This is a genomic window from Nocardia sichangensis (assembly GCF_047200615.1).
Lineage (GTDB): Bacteria > Actinomycetota > Actinomycetes > Mycobacteriales > Mycobacteriaceae > Nocardia > Nocardia sichangensis.
Window position 1 is genome coordinate 1 of the sequence record NZ_JBJZOK010000057.1, and the last position, 22,322, is coordinate 22,322.

The following is a 22,322-nucleotide window of genomic DNA, read 5'->3' on the forward strand; positions in this document are numbered from 1 at the left end:
TCACTCGGTGGGCTGCCTCGCCGGTTGGTGCGCGTGCGTCCGTTCGGGTGTGGGCGGGTTCGTGTGGGCGGATGTCCGTGTTGGGGGGGTGGGCTGCGTCGTCGTTCCCGTCGGGGTGGTTGGGGGGGGGCCCCCCCCCCCCCGGGGGGCCGCCCGCGGCCCCCCCCCCCCCCCCCCCCGGGCGGGGGGCGCGCCTTTCCCGCGTTTCGGGGTCAGAGCGAGACCGGGTAGACCGGCTCCTGGATCTCCGGCTTGATCCGGTCCTCGACGAAGATGCCGTGCCACACCATGAACACCAGCAGTGTCCACAGCCTGCGGCTGTGATCGGCGGTCCCGGCCCGGTGCGCGACCAGCATCTCGCTGATCGCGGCCTTGTTCAGCAGGTGGTCGGTCTGCGACTCCGCGATCTGCTGCTGCGCCCAGTCGTAGAGTTCCGTGCCGCGCAGCCAGTGCCGCAGCGGGACCGGGAAGCCGAGTTTGGCGCGGTGCAGCACGTGCGGCGGCACGATGCCCTCCAGCGCCTGACGCAGCGCGTACTTCGTGGTCTCCTTGGTGATCTTCTGGTCGAACGGCAATCCCTCGGCCGCCTTCAACACCTCGGAGTCCAGGAACGGCACGCGCAGTTCCAGCGAGTTGGCCATGGTCATCTTGTCGGCCTTGACCAGGATGTCGCCGCGCAACCAGGTGAACAGGTCCAGGTGCTGCATCCGGGCCACCGGATCCCAGCCGCGCGACTGCGCGTAGAGCGGCGCGGTGACGTCCTGGTGGGTCCATTCCGGCCGGAACTCGCGCAGCACGGCGCGCAGCTGGGCGTCGCTGAAGCTGCGCGCGTTGCCGTAGTAGCGCTCCTCCAGCGTGAGCGAGCCGCGGTGCAACAGGCTCTTGCCCCTCGTGCCGTCCGGAATCCGGTCCGACAGCTTGCCCGCCAGCCTGCGCAGGCCGCGGGGCAGCTTCTCGAACGGCTTCAGCGACAGCGGCTCGCGGTAGATGGTGTACCCGCCGAACAGCTCGTCGGCGCCCTCACCCGAGAGCACCACCTTGACGTGCTTGCGGGCCTCCTTGGCGACGAAGTACAGCGGGACCAGCGCCGGGTCGGCCACCGGGTCGTCGAGGTACCAGACGATCTCCGGGATCGCCGCGGCGAACTCGGCGGGGGAGACCACCTTCACCACGTGCCGCGCGCCGATCGCCTCGGCGCTCTCGGCGGCCACGTCCACCTCCGAGTAGCCCTCGCGCTCGAACCCGGTGGTGAACGTGATCAGCTTCGGGTTGTGCCGCATGGCCAGCGCCGCGACCGCGGTGGAGTCGATGCCGCCGGACAGGAACGAGCCGACCGTCACGTCGGCGCGCATGTGCTTGGCGACGGAGTCCTCGAGCGCCGCGGCGATCTCCCGGTAGCGGGACGCCGCCGAGCCGGGGGTGAACGGGCGCACCGGGAACTTCGGGATGAAGTACCGGGTGACGACCGGCGCCGCGCCGGGCCGCACGGTGGCGTAGCTGCCCGATTCCAGCCTGCGGACGTCCTTGTGCAGCGTCTCCGGCTCGGGCACGTACTGCAGCACCGTGTAGTGCTCCAGCGCGCGCGGGTCCAGCTCGTCGCTCAGCCGCAGCGCGGGCAGCAGTTCGAGCAGGCTCTTCTTCTCACTGCCGAACGCGGTTCCGCCCGGCCCGGTGGCCAGGAACAGCGGTTTGATGCCGAACGGGTCGCGGGCCAGGAACAGCTCGTTGGTCTCGGTGTCCCAGATCGCGAAGGCGAACATGCCGCGCAGCCGCCGCACCGCCTCCGGACCCCAGTAGTGGAACGCCGCGACGATGGCCTCGCTGTCGCCCTCGGTCTGGAAGATCTTGCCGTCCGGGAACTCGGCGGCGTGCGCCTCGGCGAGTTCCGCGCGCAGCTCGAGATAGTTGTAGATCTCGCCGTTGAAGGTGAGCGCGTAGCGGTCGGGCCGCTCGGGCGGGCCCCAGCGCAGCGGCTGGTGCGAGTGCTCGATGTCGATGATCGACAGGCGGTTGAACCCGAAGATCACATGGTCGTCGTGCCAGGTGCCGCGCTCGTCCGGGCCGCGGTGGCGCACGCAGTGCAAGGCCTCGTAGACCTGCTCCACCGTGCCAGGTGCCGCCTCGTCAGATGCCAGGAATCCGAGCAGTCCACACACGGCGTCGGCAACCTCATTTCTCACAGTCGGGATACGCGCGCACCGGATGGGGCGCAAGGGGACGAAATCTAGTGTCCGAGTATGCCGCACCTAGGGCGTCCGCGCGTCGCGCGCGTCACCTCAGGGCGGAATCGCTGGTGACGATGATCCCGGCGGGCCCGGTGAGGTGTCGAAGCCGACCCGACGACAAAGGGGGGGTGCGTTTGGTCTACGCTGCGTAGTACTCAGGTCTCTCTCAGGCGACCCGCGCGCGAATGCGCCGGCCCGGGGAGTGCCCTGATACGAGCTTAGGACGTATCGTCGGGGCCCATCGCAGCCCGGACGATGCACTGTCGGAATGTGTGGCGACCAGGAAGGCGTGAGCGTGGCGCACAAGGCGAGCGAAGAGATCGGGGCACGACCCGCCCGGGGTCGGCAGGGCCGTATCCTTCGGCGGGCCGGGCTGGCGGTGTCCTTGGGGATCACCGCGCTGCTCGTCTCGGGCTGCTCGATCGACACTGTTTGGCTGCGGTTCGGCTGGCCGTCCGGCATCACGCCGCAGGCCACCCGGATGCGGGAGTTGTGGACCTGGTCGGTCATCGCCGCGCTGGCGATGGGCGTGCTGGTCTGGGGTCTGACCTTCTGGACCATCGCGTTCCACCGCAAGAAGGCCGACTCTCCGGAGTTCCCGCGCCAGACCGGCTACAACGTGCCGCTGGAGCTGACCTACACGGCGATTCCGTTCGTCATCATCGCCGTGCTGTTCTACTTCACCGTGGTCGTGCAGAACTACGTGCACGAGAAGGTGGACAACCCCGACGTCACTGTCGACGTGACCGCCTTCCAGTGGAACTGGAAGTTCGGCTACCGCAACGTCGACTTCAAGGACGGCTACCGGTTCGACGGCATCGACACCTCGCGTGAGGCGCTGAACCAGGAGCAGCTCGAGGGGTACAAGGAACGGACCAAGGACGGTCACCCGCAGCCGGGCCCGGTACACGGCAAGCCGGAGAACGACATCCTCTCCTACCTGCACTACGACAAGGTCGAGACGATCGGCTCGAGCAATGAGATCCCGGTCCTGGTGCTGCCGACCGGCAAGGTCATCGAGTTCCAGCTCGCCGCCGCCGACGTGATCCACGCCTTCTGGGTGCCGGAGTTCCTGTTCAAGCGCGACGTGATGCCCAACCCGAAGGAAAACCACTCCGACAACGTCTTCCAGATCTCCAAGATCGAGAAGGAAGGCGCGTTCGTCGGCCGCTGCGCCGAGATGTGCGGCACCTTCCACTCGATGATGAACTTCGAGGTCCGCGCGGTCACGCCGGACAAGTTCACCAAGTACCTGGACGCGCGCCAGGCGGGCAAGACCAACGCCGAGGCGCTCGAGTCCATCGGGGAGGCTCCGGTCGCCACGTCCACCGCGCCGTTCAACACCAGGCGCGACACCAAGAGCGCGGCCTCGGCCGAGAGCAAGTGAGGATTGATCTGACATGAAGATCGAAGCGCGGATTTTCGAACTGCTCACGGTGTTCTTCATCATCATCGCGGGCGTCTACGGCTTCTTCACCGGTCAGTCGCGTACGGGTGTCGAGTGGGCGGGCACCACGGCCATGGTGTTGACCGCGGGTCTGTCGCTGATCATCGGGACCTACTTCCGGTTCGTCGCCCGTCGTCTCGACCTGCGCCCGGAGGACTACGAGGACGCCGAGATCGTCGACGGTGCGGGCGACCTGGGCTTCTTCTCGCCCGGCAGCTTCTGGCCGATCACGCTGGCCGCCGCCGGTTCGGTGACCGCGCTCGGCCTGGCGTTCTTCCAGTTCTGGCTGATCGGCATCGGCGTCGTGTGCGTCCTGACCGCCGCCGCCGGGCTGGTGTTCGAGTACTATCTCGGTCCCGAGAAGCACTGAGCCGAAGATCTGCCGAAACGGCCCCACCGGAAAAAATCCGGTGGGGCCGTTTCGCGTGTGCGACGAGCTGCCGAAGCGGTGGAGTCCTGGGTAGCTCCGGGCCCCGCACCTGCTATGAAGGTGCGGGTGGGAGAGAAGTTGCTGGAACCGACCTTGAAGGCGTTACCACACGGACCGCACGGCCTCGCTCGTGACCTGGTGACGGGCTCGCAACGGCAGCGCCTGCTGTACGGGGTCACGGTCGTCGTCGCCGACCGGGGCTACCTCGATGCGACGATCGCGGATATCGCCGCTGCCGCGAAGGTTTCGCGTCGGACGTTCTATCAGCACTTTCCGGACAAGGAAGCCTGCTTCCTCGCGGCGGCCGAGACCGGCCGCGATCTGATGATCGATCATCTCCGGCAGGTCATGAGGCAGATCTCGTCCGAGCCGGTGACGCCACTCGAAGCGCTCCGCCGCGGCATCCGTGAGTACCTCACGCTGCTGCGCGACGAGCCTTCGTTCGCCCGTGCCTTCTACCTGGAAACCGCTGTGGCCGGGTCGCGCGCGATCGAGTCGTTCGAACGATGCCAGCAGTGGTTCGCGGGATTCATCCGATCGTGGCGTGCGGCAGCGGGCCCCGTCGACTCCACCGTTCCCGATTGCGCGTACCTGGCGGTCACCGACGCGACCAACGAGGCCATCCGCCGAACCCTCCGTGCCGGAGGAGACTTGCTCGAGCTCGAGGAAGCCGTCGTGTACATCCACCGCGCCTTGCTCGGGCCGCCGACGCCCGCCGACTAGGACAGAACTCTGTCGCCGGCCCCGGTGAGGTTGCAGGATGCGTCGTCGCTGGTGTTGCCACCTTCCGAGGCAATTCTCGCGAACACCTCGGCGCAGTTGACCACAGCTGTCCCGGACCTGTTGCCGAGAATCGTGGAGTCCCGCAGGAGGACGGTGCCGAGAGGGACGTCCACCAGGTCGGTCAACCGGCGTGGAAGGGTGTCGAGGTAGGCCGGCGCGACGTTGATGCCACTGCCGCCGTCGGATGCGGTGTTCCCGGTGATCGTCGCGCGATCGAAGGTCACCACGCCCCTTCCCCGAACGTCGACGCCGCCGCCGCGTCCGGCGAATCCGCCAGGGCGGTACCAGACTCCGGGGTCGACCACGTGGTTGTCCGCGATCGTGGTATCGGTGAAGGTGCAGGTGTTGTCGCACCGCACACCGCCCGCCTCGCCCGCGGAATTGCCGGAGATGACCGTATTCCTCGTCTTCAAGTCCGAGCCGGGCACGTTGAAGATGCCGCCGCCGTATCCGGCGCTGTTGCCCTGGACCACGACGTCGTCGAGAACGAGATCCGACGAATTCGCGATGCCGCCCCCGCCGGTGTCATAGAACGGGATCTCGTGCTGGGCGGCGACTCCGCCGGTCACCGTCAATCCCGCCAACGTCACCGGCGCGGCGACACTGAGCACCCGGTCGATCCCGTCGGCGTCCAGCACTGTTCGATCGCGACCGGCGCCGCGCAGCGTCGTGGGGGCGGTCAGGTTCAGGTCGCCCGTGGTCGGATCAGGGTTGCGACCCTGTACTTTCCGCTGGTCGGGGGCGATCGTCAACACGTATCGACCGGCGGGAACCACGATTGTGCTGCCTGGACGGGCATTGGCCGTCTGCACCGCGGCGCGCAGCGTGCAGGCGCCGGAGATCGTGCGGCATTGCCCGCTGCCTGGGTCGGCCGCTACGTCGTCCGTCGTGGAGTCCACCGTTATCACACCCGGCGCACCCGCGGTGGGTGATACGTCGGCGTCGGCCGCTGCGGGAAAACCGGCCACGGTCCCCGCGACCAGGGCTGAGATGGCGAATGCGCTGATCGCCGCGGCAGATGTGCTCGTCCTCATGAGGTCTCTGATCCGATCACGAACATGGAGTAAGGTACGCTCGCGTATAAGTAGGGAACGTGAGCGTTTACCACTATGTCGCATCAGAACCCGCTACCGGTGGCGTTTTCCGGAATTCGGTCCGCAGTCGCTGATCGGCATCGGCGTCGTCCGCATCCTGACAGCCGCGGCAGGGCGGTGTTCGAGAACTACCTCGGGCCCGAGAAGCGCTCAGTCGGAGTTTCACCGATTGTGAGTGGCGAATTCGGCGGTGCGTGCTCGCGAATCAGACCCACTGTATCCGGCTCACCTCAGGCTCCGTTGCGGTCGGAGGCCGCGATCACCTCGGGCGCGCCGAGTAGTGGCGTGAACTCCACGACCTCGTGCGTCGCGACGCCGTGGAGCAGGTACGGATCGGTGGCGAGGATCGAGTCGAGCCGATCGCGCGGCATATCGGTGGTCAGGTAGACGCCGCCCACCAGTGGAACGCGGCGTCCCGCCAGCACGAGGTGCCGGTCGGTGATGAGCTGCTCCAGCCAGCGACCGTGAGCGGGGCGCAGGGGGTCCACTTCGGCGAGCGGAACGGTGTAGGTGACGGTCACGACGAACATGAACGCAACGCTAGCGCTGGCCCTGATCGGTGGTCATGGCGATTTCCGGCGGCACGCGCACCAGCGGCCCTCGACCGAGGGACGGTACGGGCCGAACCGCTACTCGGCTTCGTACCGCAGTGAGTTCTCCGAACGGCAGATCTCCTCGATGCCGGAGACGATGTCGCGCAACTGTTCCGACGGGAGCGCGGCAGGGCGCAGGCGGCAGGTGAAGGTGATCAGGCCGTGGTCTTCGGCGGGCAGGCCGCGGGCGGCGGATTCGGCGCGCAGGTAGCGCGAGCGGACGCCGTAGGTCATCGCGGAGATGACCGTGAAGCAGCCGGTGCGTTCCCGGTGTCCCGAGAACAGATCGTGAAGGCGGTAGAACACCGACGTATAGCTCGACAGGGGCGCGAAAATGCCCACCCGGTAGGCGGGCCCACGCTCGGACGAGCTGAGCGCCGTATCGGCCAGATACTCCGCATCGCGGAGGGTTTGCACCTTCGGCGCGAACAGCACCGCGCCCGCGGCCGCGTTGCGCACAGGCATGCCCGCCTTGCCGGGCGCGGCGGAGGCGATGGCGCCCAGCGATTTCCGCGCGCGCGACCCGACCTCGCGCCGGGCGCGCAGTCCCCTGGTGGGCGCGGTGGGGTACAGGCTCGACCACTGCCCGAAGCGCACGGTGCCCAGCTGCACGTGACCGGTGCCGACCGGGCGCGCCACCTTCAGCGGCGCGGTATCGACCCAGCGGCCGACCTGCAGTTCGGCGTTGCCGGGCCGCAAGATCTCCGCATAGGCGTGCTCGACGAAGGAGTCGAAGTCCAGGAACCGGTCGGCGTCGGTGGTCAGCCAGGTGCGTTCCTTGTCGATCTCGATCGCGTCCAGGGTGAGCGCGGTGATGATGCCCGCCCGGCCGCCCGCGCCCAGGATGCGCTGGAACCGCTCGGTGTGGTGGGTGCGCCCGCAGGTGCCGATGCGCCCGTCGGTGTCCACGTACTCCAGATCGACGATCTGGTCGATGAACAGGCCGTGTTTGTGCGAGGCCGCGCTGACGCCGCCGACCGAGGCGAAGCCGCCCGCGGTGATGTCGCGGTGATCGCCGACGACGGGCAGGCCGAGGCCGTGCGCGCCGAGCCTGCGGTCGATATCGGAGAGTTTGGCGCCCGCCTGCACCCGGACGGTGCGCCGGCCCAGGTTGATGTCCAGCACCTGATTCATCCGGCGCAGCGACACCACGGTCGGCTGAGCGGGCAGCGCGAGGCCCTCGTCGAGCAGCTCGCCGCCGCGCACCATCAGCCGTTCCGATCGCCCACGTGAATCCCGCACCGTGCGAACGACATCGGCGGTATCGCGGGGGAGGTATTCCTCGGCGTTGGAGACAATGTGCGGCGTGCTCATGGCAGAAGAGCTAACCACAGCGCGGCCCGCGCCGCTCCCCCGAAGCGGGGTGTCACCGCGACGCCGGCGCAAGGCTCTTGCTGAACAGGACGGATCCGGCGGCGTCGCACAGATCTACGGTCAGTTCCCTTGACCTTCCGTCGATGCGCACCTCGCCGAAATGCTGGAAGGCGTCCAGTGGCGAGCTGTTCTGCACCGGCGGGGCGTGCACGTAGACCGCCTCCGGACCGAAGGTGCCGTCGAGCTGGTTCGGGCCGAACGCGCCCGCGTTGAGCGGACCGGAGACGAACTCCCAGAACTCGTCGAAGTCGGTGAAGGCCGCCCGCTCGGGCGAATAACGGTGCGCCGCCGTGTAGTGCACGTCGGCGGTGAGCCAGACGACGTTGGCCACCTTGTTCGCCTTGATCGACGACAGCACCTGGGCGATCTCGCGTTCCCGGCCCGACGGCGCGCCGGGATCGCCGTTGGCGGGTCCCTCGAAGGCGGTGGTGTTCTTCTGTTCGCCGTCCGGGACGACCAAGCCGAGCGGCAGGTCGTTGGCGATGATCTTCCAGGTGGTGGTGGACTCGCGCAGGCTGTCGACGAGCCACTTCGTCTGCGCCGGACCGAAGATGCGGCCGTCGGGGCCGTTGTTCGCGTTGTTGGCGTCCTTGTTCGCGCGCATGTCCAGCACGAAGACGTCGAGCAGCGGACCGTAGGAGATCTTGCGATACAGGCGGCCGTCCACCGCTTCCCTCGGCTCCAGCGGCATCCACTCGTGGAAGGCCTGCCAGGAACGGGTGGCCAGGGTGTCCATGGAGCGTTCGGTGTAGCCCTTGGACTCGCCGACCAGTCCGCCCGGGTACCAGTTGTTCACCGTCTCGTGGTCGTCCCACTGGACCACTTGGGCGACCGAACTGTTGAAGCGGCGGTAGTTCTCGTCGGTCAGGTTGTAGGCGTAGTTGCCGCGGAACTGGTCGAGGGTCTGCGCGACAGCGCTTTTCGCCTCGCTGACCACATTGCGCCAGATCCGCCCGTCGGGCAGGGCGACCGAGTCCCGCAGCGGTCCGTCGGCGTAGATCGAGTCGCCGGAGTGCAGGAACAGATGCGGGTCGCGGGCGGCCATGACGGCGAAGATCCTCATGCCGCCCAGCTCCGGGTTGATGCCGTAGCCCTGGCCCGCGACGTCGCCGGACCACTGGAGCCGGATGTCCGACGCGGCGGTGGGCGCGGTGCGGAAGACGCCGGTGACCGGTTCGGAGGTGGCGCCGTCCTCGCCGCGCAGCGTCACCCGGTAGTGCACCTGCGTTCCGGCGGGCAGGCCGCTGACCCGCACCCGGCCGGTGCCGTCGGAATCGGGTGTGAGCAGCGGTCCGGTGAAACGCTTGGGATCGGTGAACGATTCCGTGGCGGCGGTTTCCACCAGCAAGGTGGCGGGGCGATCGGCGCGGGCCCAGATCAGTGCGCCGTCCGCGCGCGGATCACCCACCGCGACACCGTGTGTGAGCACCGGCCGCCCGCGGACCAGCGCGGGGCCGTTGTCCGGCGAGCATGCCGCCAGTGCGGGGGCCGCCACCAGTCCGAGCGCGGAGGCGCGCAATACGGTGCGCCGGGATGGTCTCGAGTCCGAGCCGGTCATGAGGCAACCCTGACGCAACTACGTCAACGGCGCGTGAACGGGCCGGGTCCGTGTGGACAACAAGCAAGAGTCAGTGCGCCAGGCGCGCTATACGGTGGTGCAGTTCGCCCGCCCAGTCCACGCCGCCCAGGTGCTGGTAGTCCACCCACAGCGCGTCGAACACGTCGCGGCCCTCGGAGAGCCAACCGCCGCGCTTGTCCGCCTCCAGGACCACGCTCATGCCGGTCTCGGTCGGAACGAAAGTCACCTCGAGCTGGTTCAGGCCCGGGTAGTGCGGTGCGCCCGCGAACTCGATCTCCTGGTAGAACGGCAGCGTCTGGGGCGTGTCGTGCACCCGGCCGGATTCCACGTCCGCGCTACGCAAATGGAATCCCAAGCGTTCCACCGCTTCCAGCAGCACGTGCTGAGCGGGCAGGGCGCCGACGCCGATCGGGTCGGTGTCGGCGGCATCCACCGCGCCGTGGATCTCCACGATCGTGCGCAGCGAGACCACCGTGCCGGGCAGGTGTCGTCCGTTGTAGAACGTGATCGGTGTTTCCATCGGCGCGCGGGCCGCGAACCGGAACTCCAGCGGCGCCCCCTCGGGCAGATGCAACGGTCCGTGCACTCCGATACGTCCGAACGCGACGTCGCGCACGCCCTCGTGATCCTCGTACTCCTGCTCGGCCCTGGTCACGAACTCGACGGCCACCTGGGTGATCTCCTGCGCGACCGCCCCGCCCCGCAAACGGATCACGCCCTCCACCGTGCCCCCGGGCTGCACACCCGGCGTGAACAACTCGGTCTCCACTTCGGCCCCACCGACCCCGGCCACCGCCAACAACTTCTTGAACATGCCCGTACTTTCGCCGCGCCGTCTTACCGAAGGCTTGTCATTACCTTGTCGCTGTGGACGACTCGGCCGAGTCTAGGGCAGCGCCGATCGAGCGGCGGCGACGAAGGCGTCGCAAGCAGCGGGATCCTTGTCGCCGCCGGGGTATTCGACGCCGCTGTTGACGTCGACGGCGTACGGGTGGACCTGTCCGACGGCCGCGGCGACCGTCGCGGGCGTGAGGCCGCCTGCCAGCACGACGGGACGGTCGAACTCGGCCATCGTGCCGACGATGGTGGCGCTGATCGACCAATCGTGTGCGCGTCCGGTGCCGCCCAGCCGGTCGGGAGTGCGCGAATCGAGCAGCACCGCATCGCAATACGGAGCCACGGCGCGTGCGGCGCCGACGGCTTCCGGACCGGTCACGTGTACGGCGGCGAGAACCGGCCGCCCGGCCGCGCGTTCGTGTACCCGGGCGACCACATCGGCGGAGACCAGCCCGTGGACCTGGATCGCGTCCACACCCACCCGGTCGGCCAGTGCGATGATCGCCGCCGGGTCCTCCAGATGTGTGACCAGCACGCGGGTGACGAACGGCGGGGTGGCCGCCGCCAGCGTGGCAGCGCGACGCCGGTCGAGCGCGTCTTCACTGACATGCGTTACGCCCGAGATGAATCCGACCGCGTCGGCGCCCGCGGCGACGGCCGCGCGCAGGTCGGCCTCCGATCGGATGCCACAGATCTTCGTCCGTACGGTCGACGGGCGCACGTCAGCCGGCTCGAGGGGACCCTGATCGTCCTGAGATGGAGTGATCAGCCTGCGGCGGTGTCCGGGATGCGGACGGGGACGGCGGCGGGGTGGCTGCCGCTGGGGACGCCCTTCTTCAGGCTGTGGGCGTAGACGTCGACGTACTCCTGGCCGGTGAGCTGCATGAGCTCGTACATGACCTCGTCGGTGACGGCGCGCTCGACGAAGCGGTTGCCGCCCATGCCGTCGTAGCGGGAGAAGTCGATGGGCTCGCCGAACTTGACTGTCACCTTCCTGCGGCGCCAGCGGAACGGTCCGGGCGGGCTCACCTCGTCGGTGCCGATGACGGCGACCGGGATGACGGGGACGCCGGTCTCCAGCGCCAGGCGGGCCAAGCCGGTCTTGCCCTTGTACAGGCGGCCGTCGGGGGAGCGGGTGCCCTCGGGGTAGAGGCCGACCAGACGGCCCTGGTCGAGCAGCTTGCGGGCGGCGTTGAGCGCGTCCTCGGCGGCGTCGGCGCCGCTGCGATCGATCGGGTACTGGCCCGAGGCGCTGAAGAAGAACTTCTGGAGCCGGCCCTTGATGCCCGGGGTGTTGAAGTACTCGGCCTTGGCGAGGTAGCTGATCCGCCGCGGGCTGAGCAACGGAGCGAACAGCCAGTCGGCGAAGGAGAGATGGTTACCCGCCATGATGGCCGGCCCGTCCGCCGGAATGTTCTCTACGCCTTCGACCGTAGGCCGGTTGTAGAGATGAATGAACGGTCCCAGCAGCACGAACTTCAGCAGCCAGTAGAACATGACGTCCTTCCCCCGGGACCGGGATAGTTGCGGGCACCTGCTTCAATTGCCGACTTTACCGCCGGTGCAAGATCACATCCAACCGCAGCGGCGAATCTCACCACACTTCGGCCCCGACGCCGAGCGATGACGACGACCGGCGTGTCGCGGCAGGCCACGAGGGGTCGTGGCGGCGTGGTCAACGACTGGTCCGCGCGACGCGCGCGGACTTACGCGCGCCCGAGGGCAGTGCCGCCCTCGCGAGGTCGGCCGCGCCGATCATGCCCGCGGCCTCACCCAGTTGGGTGGTTCGTATGCGGGCCAGCGGCCGGTGTCCCGCGCCCGTGATCGCGCGCGCGTACTCTTCGCGCGCCTCGTCCAGGAACAACGGCGCCGAACTGCTCACGCCGCCCGCGATGACCACCAGGTCCGGATCGAAGATGTCGCTGACGAACGCCAGCCCGAGCCCGAGCCAGCGCGCGAAGTCGGCCATCACCCGCACGGCGAGAGGGTCGCCGTCCTGCGCGGCGCCCGCGACCCGCCGTCCGGTCAGCGAGCCGGGATCGCGTGCCACATCCCTGGCCAGCACGGAGCGCAGGGTATCGCTGGCCAGCATCTCGATCGCGGTCTCCGCCAAAGCGGTTCCGCTGCAGTAGCGCTCCCAGCACCCGCGTTTGCCGCACGGACAGGGCCGCCCCTGCGGAACGACTTGCAGATGACCCAGTTCAGGTGCGACGCCGTGCGTGCCCCGATACAGCTGGCCGTCGATCAGCAGGGCGGCGCCGATGCCGGTGCCGATCGCGATGAGCACCACGTTGTGCCCGCCCGCGGCGGCGCCGAACCGATACTCGGCCCACATCGCCGCGTTGGCGTCGTGTTCCAGGATCACCGGCAGTTCCAGCCGTTCGGTGAGACGCTGGGCGACCGGGGCGTCCTGCCAGGGTAGATGCGGGGCGAACCGGACGGTGGAGCGATCGCCGTTGATGAACCCGGCGACCGCGAGGCCGACCGCGCCGATGGGATGCCTGCCGGACAGGTCGCGCACGGCCCGGTCCAGCGCGTCCTCCAGCGCTCGCGCGGAATGCGGCGTCGGCGCCTGGACCGTGTCCAGCACCTCGCCGCTGTCATCGATCACCGACGCCCGAATGTTGGTGCCGCCGACGTCTATTCCGACGGTCAGCGGTCGCGTACCGGCCATCTGGTGCGTCATACCTTGATCGTCACGGGAATGTCGACGTAACGGGGACCGTCGTCGTCCCCGGGCCGGCCATGGCGATGCGGCGCGCCGGTCTCCGGGTCGGCTTCGGTGGGCATGACGGGTTCGACCGGCACTCCGGCCAGCGCCTCGCGCAGCACGGTGACGATCGCGGTGCCGTGATCGGCGACCGCGGCCAGCACGTCGTGGTGCTCCCCGCGCACCAGCGCCGCGGCCGCGCACACCGGGCACCAGCTGCAGCTGGACCACTCGACCTGTCCGTCGGCCGCGCGCCGCAACACCGGCTCGACCCGTTCCAGCACCGCCTCGGCCAGCAGCTTCAGTTCCTCGGCGAATTCGGCGACACCGTCCGGCGCGGTGTGGCCGCCGACCTCCTCGCCCCTGGGCGAGTGCGGATCACCGGTCATGGTCGCGACTTTCGGACGCGTGCGCCCAGACCCGCGGATCGGGCCGGAAGCGGACCACCAGATATCCGTCATCGAGTTCGGCGCCGTCGACCGTGCACCGCCGCAATACCGGCGCCAGGCGCACCCGGCGCCGGACACCGTCCGCTCCCACGATCAAATCGTCCTCCACTCGGCCAAGGCGCAATGTGGCGGCGTCGACCACCGGCAGGTGCATGCGCAGCGCGTACACCGACTGCAATCCGGTGCCGGATTCCAGGAGAACCAGCGGTTCGCCGGAACTCGCGTCGACCTCCGTCTGATTGTCGCTCAGCATAAGCGCAGCGTCCCCGGTGTCGCCCGCCGAGTCCATCGCGTACGACAGCGCGGCCAGCGAGTTCAGCCCGATCGGCTCCGGGCCGGTGTGCCGCGCGATCACCACCGGTATACCCGGCATCGTGCTCCGCAACTCGGCGATGACATCGGATTGCTCGCCGCGCCGGTTCGAATACCACTGCACCGCCGGATGTTCGGCTCCGTCGGGCGGCGCGAGATCGGGCAGCACTTTGTTCACCACGACGGCGTTCAGCCGCAGGCCCAGCAGCGCCGCGGCGGAGCGCACCCGCTGGGACTCGGCCACCGCGACGCGCTCGGCGAGGGTGACCAGCCGCGCCCGCGTGCGCCGGTGGTCGGCGAGCAGATCGCGAACTTCAGTGACCGCCCGTACGATTCGTTCGACCGTGGCCGCGAGCACGGCGCGCCGCAGGTCGGTGCCGACGGCGCTCATCGCCCGTGCGTGCGGCGGCCATATCCGTTCCACGTAACCCAGCAGCGTGCCCGGCGCGGTGACGATGCGCAGCATGTCCGCCGAGGGCGGGCAGTCGACGACGATCAGATCCCAGTCGTCCTCGGCGGCGAACTGGGCGATCTCCACCAGCATCAGTAGTTCCTGCACGCCGGGCAATCCGGTCAGTTCCGCCGGGTCCAGCGCGGCGAGGTCGAAACCGTGCTCGTGCCCGCGGCCGGCCGAGATCACCCGCACCACGTCGCGGAACCGGTCCTCGAGCAGCGCGAGCGAATCGATCTCGATCACGTCCAGTCCGGGCAGCACGGTGGCGACGCCGGTGACGGTGCCCGGATCGTGCGGAAAACGGAAGCCGAGCGCGTCGCCGAGCGAATGCGCCTGATCCAGCGAGGCGATCAGCACGCGACGGCCCGACCTGGCCTCGGCCATGGCGGTGGCGCACGCGAGCGTGGTCTTGCCCACCCCACCCTTGCCGATGAACAGCTCGACCCGGGTCTTGTGCGCGGTCAGCCTTCGACCCGTTTCTTCAGTTCCTTCAGCGCGGTATCGGTGATCACTTTCTCGGCCTTGCGCTTGAACATGCCGATCATCGGGATGTTCAGGTCGACGGTGAGCGTGTAGACGACCTCGGTGCCGCCGGGTCGATCGATCAGCTCGTAGGTGCCGTTCTGCGCCTTCTGCAACTCGCCGCTGAGCAGCCGCCAGCTGACCGCCTTACGGTCGGCGCGCCACTCGTAGGACAGGACGTAGGTGTCCTTGACCACCCCGGCGTCCAACACGAACCGCGCGGTCTTGGCCAGACCGTCCGGCCCCACCTCCAGCACCTCGACCGACTTCGCCGCGGATACCCACTCGGGATAGGACTCCAGATCGGCGATGACGGACATCACCTGCTGCGACGGGGCCTCGATGACGATCGATCTCTGGGTCCGGTCGGCCATTCGGACAGCGGTTCCTTTCAGCGTCGGTGCTGGTAGATCAAGGCTGGGGCGCGGGACTGACACCGGCGGGGCGGCCCGCCTCCAGGCGGGACTTCACCTCGAACGACATGTTCTTGCCCGCGACCCGGCGCGCCCGGTTGGCGGCGGCGAGCTTGCCCGCGGGCAGCGCGGGCTCCGGCTCGGCGTGCAGGAAGTAGTGCAGGATCACCCCGTCGAGCGCGGGCTCCAGCCATACCTCCATGGTCCCCGTCAGGCCACCGGACACCGACCAGCGGATACCCTTCTCGGCTCGATCCTCACGGACATCCAGGGCCAGGTCGGGCCACCAACGGCGCCAATTGTTCGGTCCCGCCAGCAGCTCGGCCACGGCGGCCCCCGGTGCGGCGACGAAGGTCTGATCTGCGACCTGGATACTGCTCACTCCGCTGAGCGTAGTAGATGCGACGCGGATCACCGCAGCAGCTGTCGCAGGCGCGCGCCCAAGCTGTCCCAGCGCCACTGCTGCTCGACGAACGCGCGGCCCGCCGCGCCCATCCGCGCGGCGGCATCCCGGTCGGACAGAATGTCCACCAGGGCGTCGGCGATCTGCTGCACGGAACGCCCGTCCACCACGCGACCGGTCTTGCCCTCGATCACCGTCTCCGGCGCGCCGCCGGAGTTACCCGCCACCACCGGGACACCGGACGCCGACGCCTCCAGGTAGACGATGCCGAGCCCCTCCACATCCAGCCCCGCGCCCCTGGTCCGGCACGGCATCGCGAAGACGTCCGCCAGCGTGTGATGCGCGGCCAACTCACCGGACGGCACGCGGCCGGTGAACACCACGTCCTCGGTGACGCCCGCGGCGACCGCCAGGGCGCGCAGCTTGTCCTCGAAGGGGCCGCCGCCCGCGATCACCAGGACCGCGCCCGGCACACGCTCGCGGATATCGCGCATCGCCAGGATCAGCGCGTCCTGCCCCTTGCGCGGCACCAGCCGGGACAGGCACAGAATGGTCGGCCGGTCGCCGAGGCCGTATCGTTCGCGCAGCTCGGCCCGCGCGGCCGGATCCGGGCGGAAGACCTCGGAGTCCACCCCGGGCGGCAGATACTCGAGCGCCGCGTTCGAGCCGAACGCGGACGCGAACCGGCGGCGGGTATAGCGGCTGACGTAGGTGACCACATCGGTGTGCTCGCCGATGGCACGCAGCGCCTGCCTGGCCCCCGGCAGCATCGACCAGCCGACCTCGTGGCCGTGGGTACTGGCCAGAATCCGTTCGGCGCCCGCGCGACGCAGAGCGGGCGACAGCAGCGCCAGCGGCGCCGCGGCCCCGAACCACACCGTGTCGCACTGCTCGCTGCGCAACAGGCGCGCGGCTCTGCGCAGCACCAGCGGAGTCGGCAGCATCAGCGTGGTGGGATGGCGAATGACCTGGAACTTCTGCCGGGCATCGAACTTCAGATGGCTGTCGCCACGCCAGCGCGGAGCGTAGACCACCAGGTCGTCCGGCGGCAGCTCACCGGCCAACGCCTGCAGATACGACTGGATACCGCCCGGCCGCGGCGGGAAATCATTGGTAACCAGCAGAGTTCGAGCCATGCGCAACAAAATACTGGGTCTGATTTGCAGCGCCTGCGGCGCTGCGTGTTCGCGGCCCCCTTATGGCTCGCGTTTGCGCGACCGCCGCTTGCTCCTTCGTCGCGTACGCGGCGGCCGCGCAAACGCGAGCCGGGCCGCGAACGGAACAGGCTCGGTCTCGCTCCGCTCGAAAGACGTGGTTGCGGTGCGCTGGGCGCGTCGGCATGCGAACTCGAGACCAGGACCAGGGCCAGGACCGCGCGAACGCCGCGAATGCCCCTCGCTTTCTTGAACGCGCTGATCGGCCGGTGCGATCGCAACATCGGTCACCTTCTGATCGCAGTTGCGCATGGCACCAGTAGCGAAACGACTGCTTCGGGTGAAGTGCGCCACGGATGACGCGACCACCCCTACGCCAGCCGAGTTCCGACCCGGCGATCCGGAGCCCCGCTGCCTGGGCAGCGATCGGACGACGTGACCAGGTTGCACGAAGACCTGCCGCTCGTAGCCGCATTGCTCGCCGATGGCAAGGCGACCGCTGCCTACGGCTCGCCACGAGCCGGGCGGCCGCTCGTCGCCCCGATCTGTCACCTTGCGATGGCTGGTGGCCCTCAGCAGAACGACCGATGGCCGCCCACGTCGGGGCGGCCATCGGCACGATTCGGCGCGGGGCATCGCCCCGCCGAACTCAGACGCGAACGATCAGCGCGTCACCCTGTCCGCCGCCGCCGCAGAGCGCGGCCGCGCCGACGCCGCCGCCGCGGCGCTTCAGCTCCAGCACCAGGTGCAGCAGGATGCGGGCGCCGGACATGCCCAGCGGGTGGCCGATGGCGATGGCGCCGCCGTTGACGTTCACCTTCTCCGGGTCGATGCCCAGCTTGCGGGTGGACGCGATGCCGACGGCGGCGAACGCCTCGTTGATCTCCACCAGGTCCAGGTCGGCGGGCGAGATGCCCTCGCGTGCGCAGGCTTTGGCGATCGCGTTGGCGGGCTGGTCCTGCAGCGTCGAATCCGGACCCGCGACCACACCCGCCGCACCGATCTCGGCGATCCAGCTCAACCCCAGCGACTGCGCCTTCTCCTTGCTCATCACCACGACCGCCGCGGCTCCGTCGGAGATCTGCGACGCGGTACCCGCGGTGATGGTGCCGTCCTTGCGGAACGCCGGACGCAACTTACCCAGCGACTCCACCGTGGTGTCGGCGCGAATGCCCTCGTCCGTGGTCACCAGCACCGGATCACCCTTGCGCTGCGGCACCGCGACCGGGACCACCTCGTCGTCGAACACGCCGTTCTTCCACGCCGCCGCCGCACGCTGGTGCGAAGCCGCCGCGAACGCGTCCTGATCCTCGCGGCTGATCCGATCGGCCTCGTTGCGCGCTTCGGTCAGCGCGCCCATGGCCTGATCGGTGAAGATGTCGTGCAGGCCGTCGTAGGCCATATGGTCACGCAGCGTCACGTCGCCGTACTTGAAGCCCTCCCGGCTCTTCTCCAGCATGTGCGGCGCCCGGCTCATCGACTCCTGGCCACCCGCGACGACGATCTCGTACTCGCCCGCCCGGATCAGCTGGTCGGCCAGCGCGATCGCGTTGATGCCCGACAGGCAGACTTTGTTCAGCGTCAGCGCGGGCACGTCCATCGGGATGCCCGCCGCCACCGCCGCCTGCCGGGCCGGGATCTGGCCCGCGCCCGCAGTGAGCACCTGACCCATGATCACGTAGTCGACCTGGTCGGGCGCGACACCGCCCTTCTCCAGCGCCGCCTTGATCGCGAACCCGCCCAGATCGGAACCGCTGAAGTCCTTCAGACCTCCGAGCAACCTGCCGACCGGGGTACGCGCACCGGAGACGATCACGGAAGTGGTCACGACGAGCCTCGCATTCGTAGATCGGACCTGCTCGCGCCCACACCGGGCAATGCGAGAGCAGGTGTTCTACTCAACGGTAGCGGGTGCGTCACGCGCGCCCCGTGCCAGGTCGCGCTACTTTCGAATGGTGAGCAACGTTACCGAACAGTCATCTTTCATCCCCGCGGACTACGTGACCGCGGTGGACCACGTCGGCATCGCGGTGCCGGATCTCGACACCGCGGTCGCCTGGTACGCGGAGAACCTCGGCATGATCGAGACCCATCGCGAGGTCAACGAGGCTCAGGGCGTGCACGAGGCGATGCTGTCGCTGCCCGGCGCACCCGACCGCGCCACTGCCCTGCAGTTGCTGGCACCGCTCAACGCGGAATCGACGATCGCGAAGTTCATCGACCGCAGCGGGCCCGGCTTGCAGCAACTGGCCTACCGGGTGACCGACATCGAGGCCGTCTCCGCGTACCTGCGCGCCAAGGGTCTGCGTTTGCTGTACGAGGCTCCACGGCACGGAACGGCCGATTCTCGCATCAATTTCATCCACCCGAAGGATGCTGGAGGTGTGCTGATCGAGTTGGTCGAACCGAACGCTAATGTTACGCACTAGTATCGGCGTCAGGTCGGGAAAACTCGTTGGAATGACATTCGCAGTCGAGTCACCATCGGCTGTCTTCAGGCTGTAGTTTGTGTGCCATGTCGTCACCCGAGTCCGATCGCAATCGCTTCGTTGCACTGCCCTTCACCGTTGTGCGCAAGGGTTATGCGCAAGACGAGGTGCGTAATTACTTCGACCGCTTCGACGCGGAACTGAGAGTCACCGCCACCGACCGCGATGCGGCTGCGGCACAAGCACGTAACCTCGCGAGCCAGCTGGAAGACGCGCGCGACGAGATCGACGAACTCCGCAAGGAGGTCGACCGACTCTCGGTGCCGCCGACCACCGCGGAAGGCATGTCCGACCGCATCTCCCGCATGCTCCGTCTCGCCTCCGACGAGGCGTCCGAGGTCCGTGCCCTGGCGCAGGCCGAAGCCGCCGAGATGGTGTCGATCGCCGAGCAGCAGGCCACCGAGATGCGTGGCAAGTACGAGTCGCTGCTCGCGGAGACCAAGGAGAAGCGCGAGGCGCTCGAAATCGAATTCGAGCAGACCCTCGCGAACGCACGCACCGAGTCCGCCAAGATCATCGAGGCCGCTCAGGCCGAGGCCGACCGCATCGCGAAGGAAGCCGACGCGAAGCGCAAGGCCACCCAGCAGGACTTCGAGGCCACCATGGCCGAGCGTCGCACCAAGCTCACCCGCGCCATGGAAGAGCTGGAAGCCACCAGCCGCGCCGAGGCCGCCCAGCGGATCAAGGACGCGACCGACGAGGCCAACCGCCTCATCACCTCCGCCACCCAGACCTCCGAGCGCAAGATCGCGCACGCGAAGGAGCTGGCCGAGGAGATGCGCGTGCTGCGCGGCCGCGTGCTCGCCCAGCTGCTCGGTATCCGCGGTCAGCTCGACTCGGTGCCCGCGATGCTCGCCGCGGTCAACCGGGAAAGCGAATTGCTGGACGGCGTTCCTGATCAGCGCAAGTCGATCGGCGGCAACACCAAGTCGGTCACCGGTTCCCGTCAGAAGGCGATCCCCGAGGTCGCCACCGAGGACGACGATATCGACTCGGAAGAGCGCGAGAGCGCCGACGTCAGCAACTGACGTCGGACTGAGGCGACTACAGCAAAACTGAACCGAATTCACCGAAGGCCGCCCCCACCGGGGCGGCCTTCCTTAATTCCGCACCCGTTTGTGGGCATCAGGACCAGCGTCGGGTGATCTTCCGAGTACGGCGACCGTTCCAGCACCCGCGATGCCAATGCCTGCGGTCGTCTTCTCCGCCATGAGCGGGCCACGCGACGAGGTGCGCGACGCCGGGCGGAATCTCGTGGTCACAGCCCGGGCAGCGGTAGGTCTTCACAGCGCGGGTGCCCGGAATGGTGCGGACCACATAAGTCTCATCACCGTCCGGGCCTGATTCGGTCCGTCCGAAGACATCGCCGATCGGCGCGCCTCCCGACCGCGAGTGATCAGCGTGGCGATCCGAACGCGGTTTCCGGCGGGGCATGCGACAAGCCTATTACTCGGGGGCGTGCGCCCCGCACGCCCCCGAGTTCAGAACAAGCGGAATTCGTTGCTCTCCGTGCCACGCAGGGCGTCGTAATCGAGTGTGAGGCAGCGGATACCGCGATCCTCGGCAAGGGTGCGCGCCTGCGGCTTGATCTGCTGGGCGGCGAAAACGCCCGCCACCGGAGCCAGCAGCGGATCCCGGTTCAGCAACTCGAGGTAGCGGGTGAGCTGTTCGACGCCGTCGATCTCACCGCGCCGTTTGATCTCCACCGCCACGGTGCCGCCGTCGGCGTCCCGGCACAGCAGGTCCACCGGGCCGATCGCGGTCATATACTCGCGGCGGATGAGCGTGTAGCCGGTGCCGAGCGTATGCACGTGCTCGGCCAGCAGCTCTTGGAGATGAGCCTCCACACCGTCTTTCACCAAGCCCGGGTCCACGCCGAGTTCGTGGGAGGAGTCGTGCTCGATGTCCTCGATGGTGATGCGAAGTTCCTCGCCGGCCTTGTTGGCGACGATCCACAGCGCCTTCGCTCCCTCCGGGAGCTGCGCGTCGCCGTTGCGTTCCTCCAGCCAGCAGGGCGGGCTCATCCAGTTCAGCGGCTTGTACGAGCCGCCATCGGAGTGCACGAGCACCGAGCCGTCCGCTTTCACCAGCAGTAGCCTGCGGGCCATCGGAAGATGGGCGGTGAGTCGCCCTACGTAGTCGACCTGACAGCGAGCAATCACTAGGCGCACCCAAGCACTGTAGGCGAACGCCCGCACGCCCCCGTCGTCAGCCCATGAGCAGAATCGCCGCGAGAACCACGCTGACGGCGAGCAGGGCGCTTTCGATCCGGGTCAGCCGCCGACGGGTGGTCGTCCTGGCCCAGACCATGCAGAACCCGACCACGGTGCCGATCATCAACGCCACCATGTGGCCGACCTGGGTGAAGGTGCGCTCGATGAGCACACCCTCGACCGCGACGATGAACCAGAGCGTCGACCAGGCGGCGCGCCACCGGTAGGGCAGGGCGGCCACCAGCGCGCCGACCAAAGCCATGGCGCCGTAGCTGACACCGACGTCTTCGGCCCAGCGGATGCTCGTGGGCACCCATCCGGCCTCAACGCCCACCCACAGCCCCGCCGCGACGAACAACGTGGCGCCGATGTGGCCGGCCAGGAAAACCCGCACCAACCGCAACGCGCCGAAGCGCAGTTCGGCGAGAGCGAGCAGACAGGCCAGCAGCGGGATGATCACCCACGACCCGACGACGTCGCCGATCACGAACGCGCTTGCCAGCAACGTCCCGATCCGGCCGTCCAGCAGGTTGTGCAGGTTCGTGCTCGCGTGCAGAACCACCCTCGTCTGCGCGGAGTCGCTCAGGACGGAGAAGATCGCCGAGACGACGACCAGCCCCGCCAAGTACACAGCCGTCGCGGGCAGCCTCGGCCGCCACCAACGCGGTCGCGTCGAGGTGGCGGGGGCTGGCGGCGCCGGGTGACCCGGCGTCGTCGCGACGACCATACATACCTCCGTTGTTCGCGCGGGACAGCGATCCGTCTCCACCATCCATCATTGTCGTCCGCGCGCTGTGTGTGCTTGTAGTTCCCTCTGAAATTGCTGCGAAACGTTCTCGCC

23 protein-coding genes are annotated in these 22,322 nt (G+C 68.6%); 5 read left to right on the forward strand and 18 right to left on the reverse strand.

From position 1 onward, the window contains the following. Positions 1 to 212 precede the first annotated feature (212 nt). The gene (asnB, locus tag ACL03I_RS37850) at positions 213 to 2,156 is read right to left on the reverse strand and encodes an asparagine synthase (glutamine-hydrolyzing) (protein WP_412808455.1); all 1,944 of its coding nucleotides are present in this window, start codon (positions 2,154 to 2,156) and stop codon (positions 213 to 215) included. A 364-nt stretch (positions 2,157 to 2,520) separates the two neighbouring features. On the opposite strand from asnB, the gene ctaC reads away from it, so the two are divergent. The 3 genes from ctaC (at position 2,521) to ACL03I_RS37865 (ending at position 4,825) form a co-directional block, all read left to right on the forward strand. Next, entirely contained in the window at positions 2,521 to 3,612 is a 1,092-nt protein-coding gene (ctaC, locus tag ACL03I_RS37855) for an aa3-type cytochrome oxidase subunit II (protein ID WP_355072999.1), read from the forward strand. A gap of 13 nt (positions 3,613 to 3,625) precedes the next feature. Continuing rightward, the gene (locus ACL03I_RS37860; RefSeq protein ID WP_355072918.1) at positions 3,626 to 4,042 is read left to right on the forward strand and encodes a cytochrome c oxidase subunit 4; all 417 of its coding nucleotides are present in this window, start codon (positions 3,626 to 3,628) and stop codon (positions 4,040 to 4,042) included. A 126-nt stretch (positions 4,043 to 4,168) separates the two neighbouring features. Further along, a complete protein-coding gene (locus ACL03I_RS37865; RefSeq protein ID WP_355072920.1) occupies positions 4,169 to 4,825 on the forward strand; it encodes a TetR/AcrR family transcriptional regulator in 657 nt (218 codons plus the stop codon). Here the strand turns inward: ACL03I_RS37865 and ACL03I_RS37870 are convergent. The 14 genes from ACL03I_RS37870 to ACL03I_RS37935 form a co-directional block, all read right to left on the reverse strand. After that, positions 4,822 to 5,919, reverse strand: coding sequence for a CSLREA domain-containing protein (locus ACL03I_RS37870; RefSeq protein WP_412808456.1), 1,098 nt, complete (start codon positions 5,917 to 5,919; stop codon positions 4,822 to 4,824). The two genes, ACL03I_RS37865 and ACL03I_RS37870, sit on opposite strands and share 4 nt — an antisense overlap. Positions 5,920 to 6,209: 290 nt before the next feature. Beyond that, positions 6,210 to 6,509 (reverse strand): YciI family protein, encoded by a 300-nt coding sequence (locus ACL03I_RS37875; protein ID WP_355072924.1) that lies wholly within the window; start codon positions 6,507 to 6,509, stop codon positions 6,210 to 6,212. Positions 6,510 to 6,608: 99 nt separating this feature from the next. Further along, positions 6,609 to 7,886, reverse strand: a complete 1,278-nt coding sequence (locus ACL03I_RS37880) for an FAD-binding oxidoreductase (RefSeq protein WP_355072926.1) — start codon at positions 7,884 to 7,886, stop codon at positions 6,609 to 6,611. Positions 7,887 to 7,938: 52 nt separating this feature from the next. Beyond that, positions 7,939 to 9,504, reverse strand: a complete 1,566-nt coding sequence (locus ACL03I_RS37885; protein WP_412808457.1) for an alkaline phosphatase D family protein — start codon at positions 9,502 to 9,504, stop codon at positions 7,939 to 7,941. 70 nt (positions 9,505 to 9,574) lie between these two features. Further along, a complete protein-coding gene (locus tag ACL03I_RS37890; protein WP_355072930.1) occupies positions 9,575 to 10,339 on the reverse strand; it encodes a sporulation protein in 765 nt (254 codons plus the stop codon). Positions 10,340 to 10,411: 72 nt separating this feature from the next. Continuing rightward, complete coding sequence (locus tag ACL03I_RS37895; RefSeq protein WP_356965157.1) at positions 10,412 to 11,083, reverse strand: phosphoribosylanthranilate isomerase; 672 nt, start codon at positions 11,081 to 11,083, stop codon at positions 10,412 to 10,414. A gap of 44 nt (positions 11,084 to 11,127) precedes the next feature. Beyond that, positions 11,128 to 11,859 (reverse strand): lysophospholipid acyltransferase family protein, encoded by a 732-nt coding sequence (locus ACL03I_RS37900; RefSeq protein ID WP_355072936.1) that lies wholly within the window; start codon positions 11,857 to 11,859, stop codon positions 11,128 to 11,130. A 178-nt stretch (positions 11,860 to 12,037) separates the two neighbouring features. After that, positions 12,038 to 13,048: an ROK family protein gene (locus tag ACL03I_RS37905; RefSeq protein WP_355072938.1), complete on the reverse strand. Its 1,011-nt coding sequence runs from the start codon at positions 13,046 to 13,048 to the stop codon at positions 12,038 to 12,040. Then, entirely contained in the window at positions 13,045 to 13,461 is a 417-nt protein-coding gene (locus ACL03I_RS37910) for a hypothetical protein (RefSeq protein ID WP_355072940.1), read from the reverse strand. Before ACL03I_RS37910 ends, ACL03I_RS37905 begins: the two co-directional genes overlap by 4 nt. Then, complete coding sequence (locus ACL03I_RS37915; protein WP_355073000.1) at positions 13,451 to 14,752, reverse strand: ArsA family ATPase; 1,302 nt, start codon at positions 14,750 to 14,752, stop codon at positions 13,451 to 13,453. Before ACL03I_RS37915 ends, ACL03I_RS37910 begins: the two co-directional genes overlap by 11 nt. Next, positions 14,749 to 15,183 (reverse strand): SRPBCC family protein, encoded by a 435-nt coding sequence (locus tag ACL03I_RS37920; protein ID WP_355072941.1) that lies wholly within the window; start codon positions 15,181 to 15,183, stop codon positions 14,749 to 14,751. Before ACL03I_RS37920 ends, ACL03I_RS37915 begins: the two co-directional genes overlap by 4 nt. Positions 15,184 to 15,220: 37 nt before the next feature. Then, positions 15,221 to 15,604, reverse strand: coding sequence for a polyketide cyclase / dehydrase and lipid transport (locus ACL03I_RS37925; protein WP_355072943.1), 384 nt, complete (start codon positions 15,602 to 15,604; stop codon positions 15,221 to 15,223). Between the two features lie 29 nt (positions 15,605 to 15,633). Further along, positions 15,634 to 16,761: a glycosyltransferase family 4 protein gene (locus ACL03I_RS37930; protein WP_355072945.1), complete on the reverse strand. Its 1,128-nt coding sequence runs from the start codon at positions 16,759 to 16,761 to the stop codon at positions 15,634 to 15,636. Between the two features lie 667 nt (positions 16,762 to 17,428). Further along, positions 17,429 to 18,607: an acetyl-CoA C-acetyltransferase gene (locus ACL03I_RS37935; RefSeq protein ID WP_355081520.1), complete on the reverse strand. Its 1,179-nt coding sequence runs from the start codon at positions 18,605 to 18,607 to the stop codon at positions 17,429 to 17,431. 127 nt (positions 18,608 to 18,734) lie between these two features. Here ACL03I_RS37935 and mce point away from each other — a divergent pair, with 127 nt between their 5' ends. Further along, positions 18,735 to 19,208: a methylmalonyl-CoA epimerase gene (gene mce / locus ACL03I_RS37940; RefSeq protein ID WP_356966872.1), complete on the forward strand. Its 474-nt coding sequence runs from the start codon at positions 18,735 to 18,737 to the stop codon at positions 19,206 to 19,208. Between the two features lie 86 nt (positions 19,209 to 19,294). Further along, positions 19,295 to 20,296 carry a coiled-coil domain-containing protein gene (locus ACL03I_RS37945; protein WP_355081524.1) on the forward strand — a complete coding sequence of 334 codons (1,002 nt, stop codon included), beginning with the start codon at positions 19,295 to 19,297 and terminating at the stop codon, positions 20,294 to 20,296. 97 nt (positions 20,297 to 20,393) lie between these two features. On the opposite strand, the gene ACL03I_RS37950 is transcribed toward ACL03I_RS37945, so the two are convergent. The 3 genes from ACL03I_RS37950 to ACL03I_RS37960 are packed head-to-tail and all read right to left on the reverse strand — an operon-like array spanning position 20,394 to position 22,208. Beyond that, complete coding sequence (locus ACL03I_RS37950) at positions 20,394 to 20,702, reverse strand: ATP/GTP-binding protein (RefSeq protein WP_356966870.1); 309 nt, start codon at positions 20,700 to 20,702, stop codon at positions 20,394 to 20,396. Between the two features lie 47 nt (positions 20,703 to 20,749). Continuing rightward, positions 20,750 to 21,439 carry an endonuclease NucS gene (gene nucS / locus ACL03I_RS37955; RefSeq protein WP_412808458.1) on the reverse strand — a complete coding sequence of 230 codons (690 nt, stop codon included), beginning with the start codon at positions 21,437 to 21,439 and terminating at the stop codon, positions 20,750 to 20,752. A gap of 37 nt (positions 21,440 to 21,476) precedes the next feature. Further along, complete coding sequence (locus tag ACL03I_RS37960) at positions 21,477 to 22,208, reverse strand: rhomboid-like protein (RefSeq protein ID WP_412808459.1); 732 nt, start codon at positions 22,206 to 22,208, stop codon at positions 21,477 to 21,479. Positions 22,209 to 22,322: the final 114 nt, after the last annotated feature.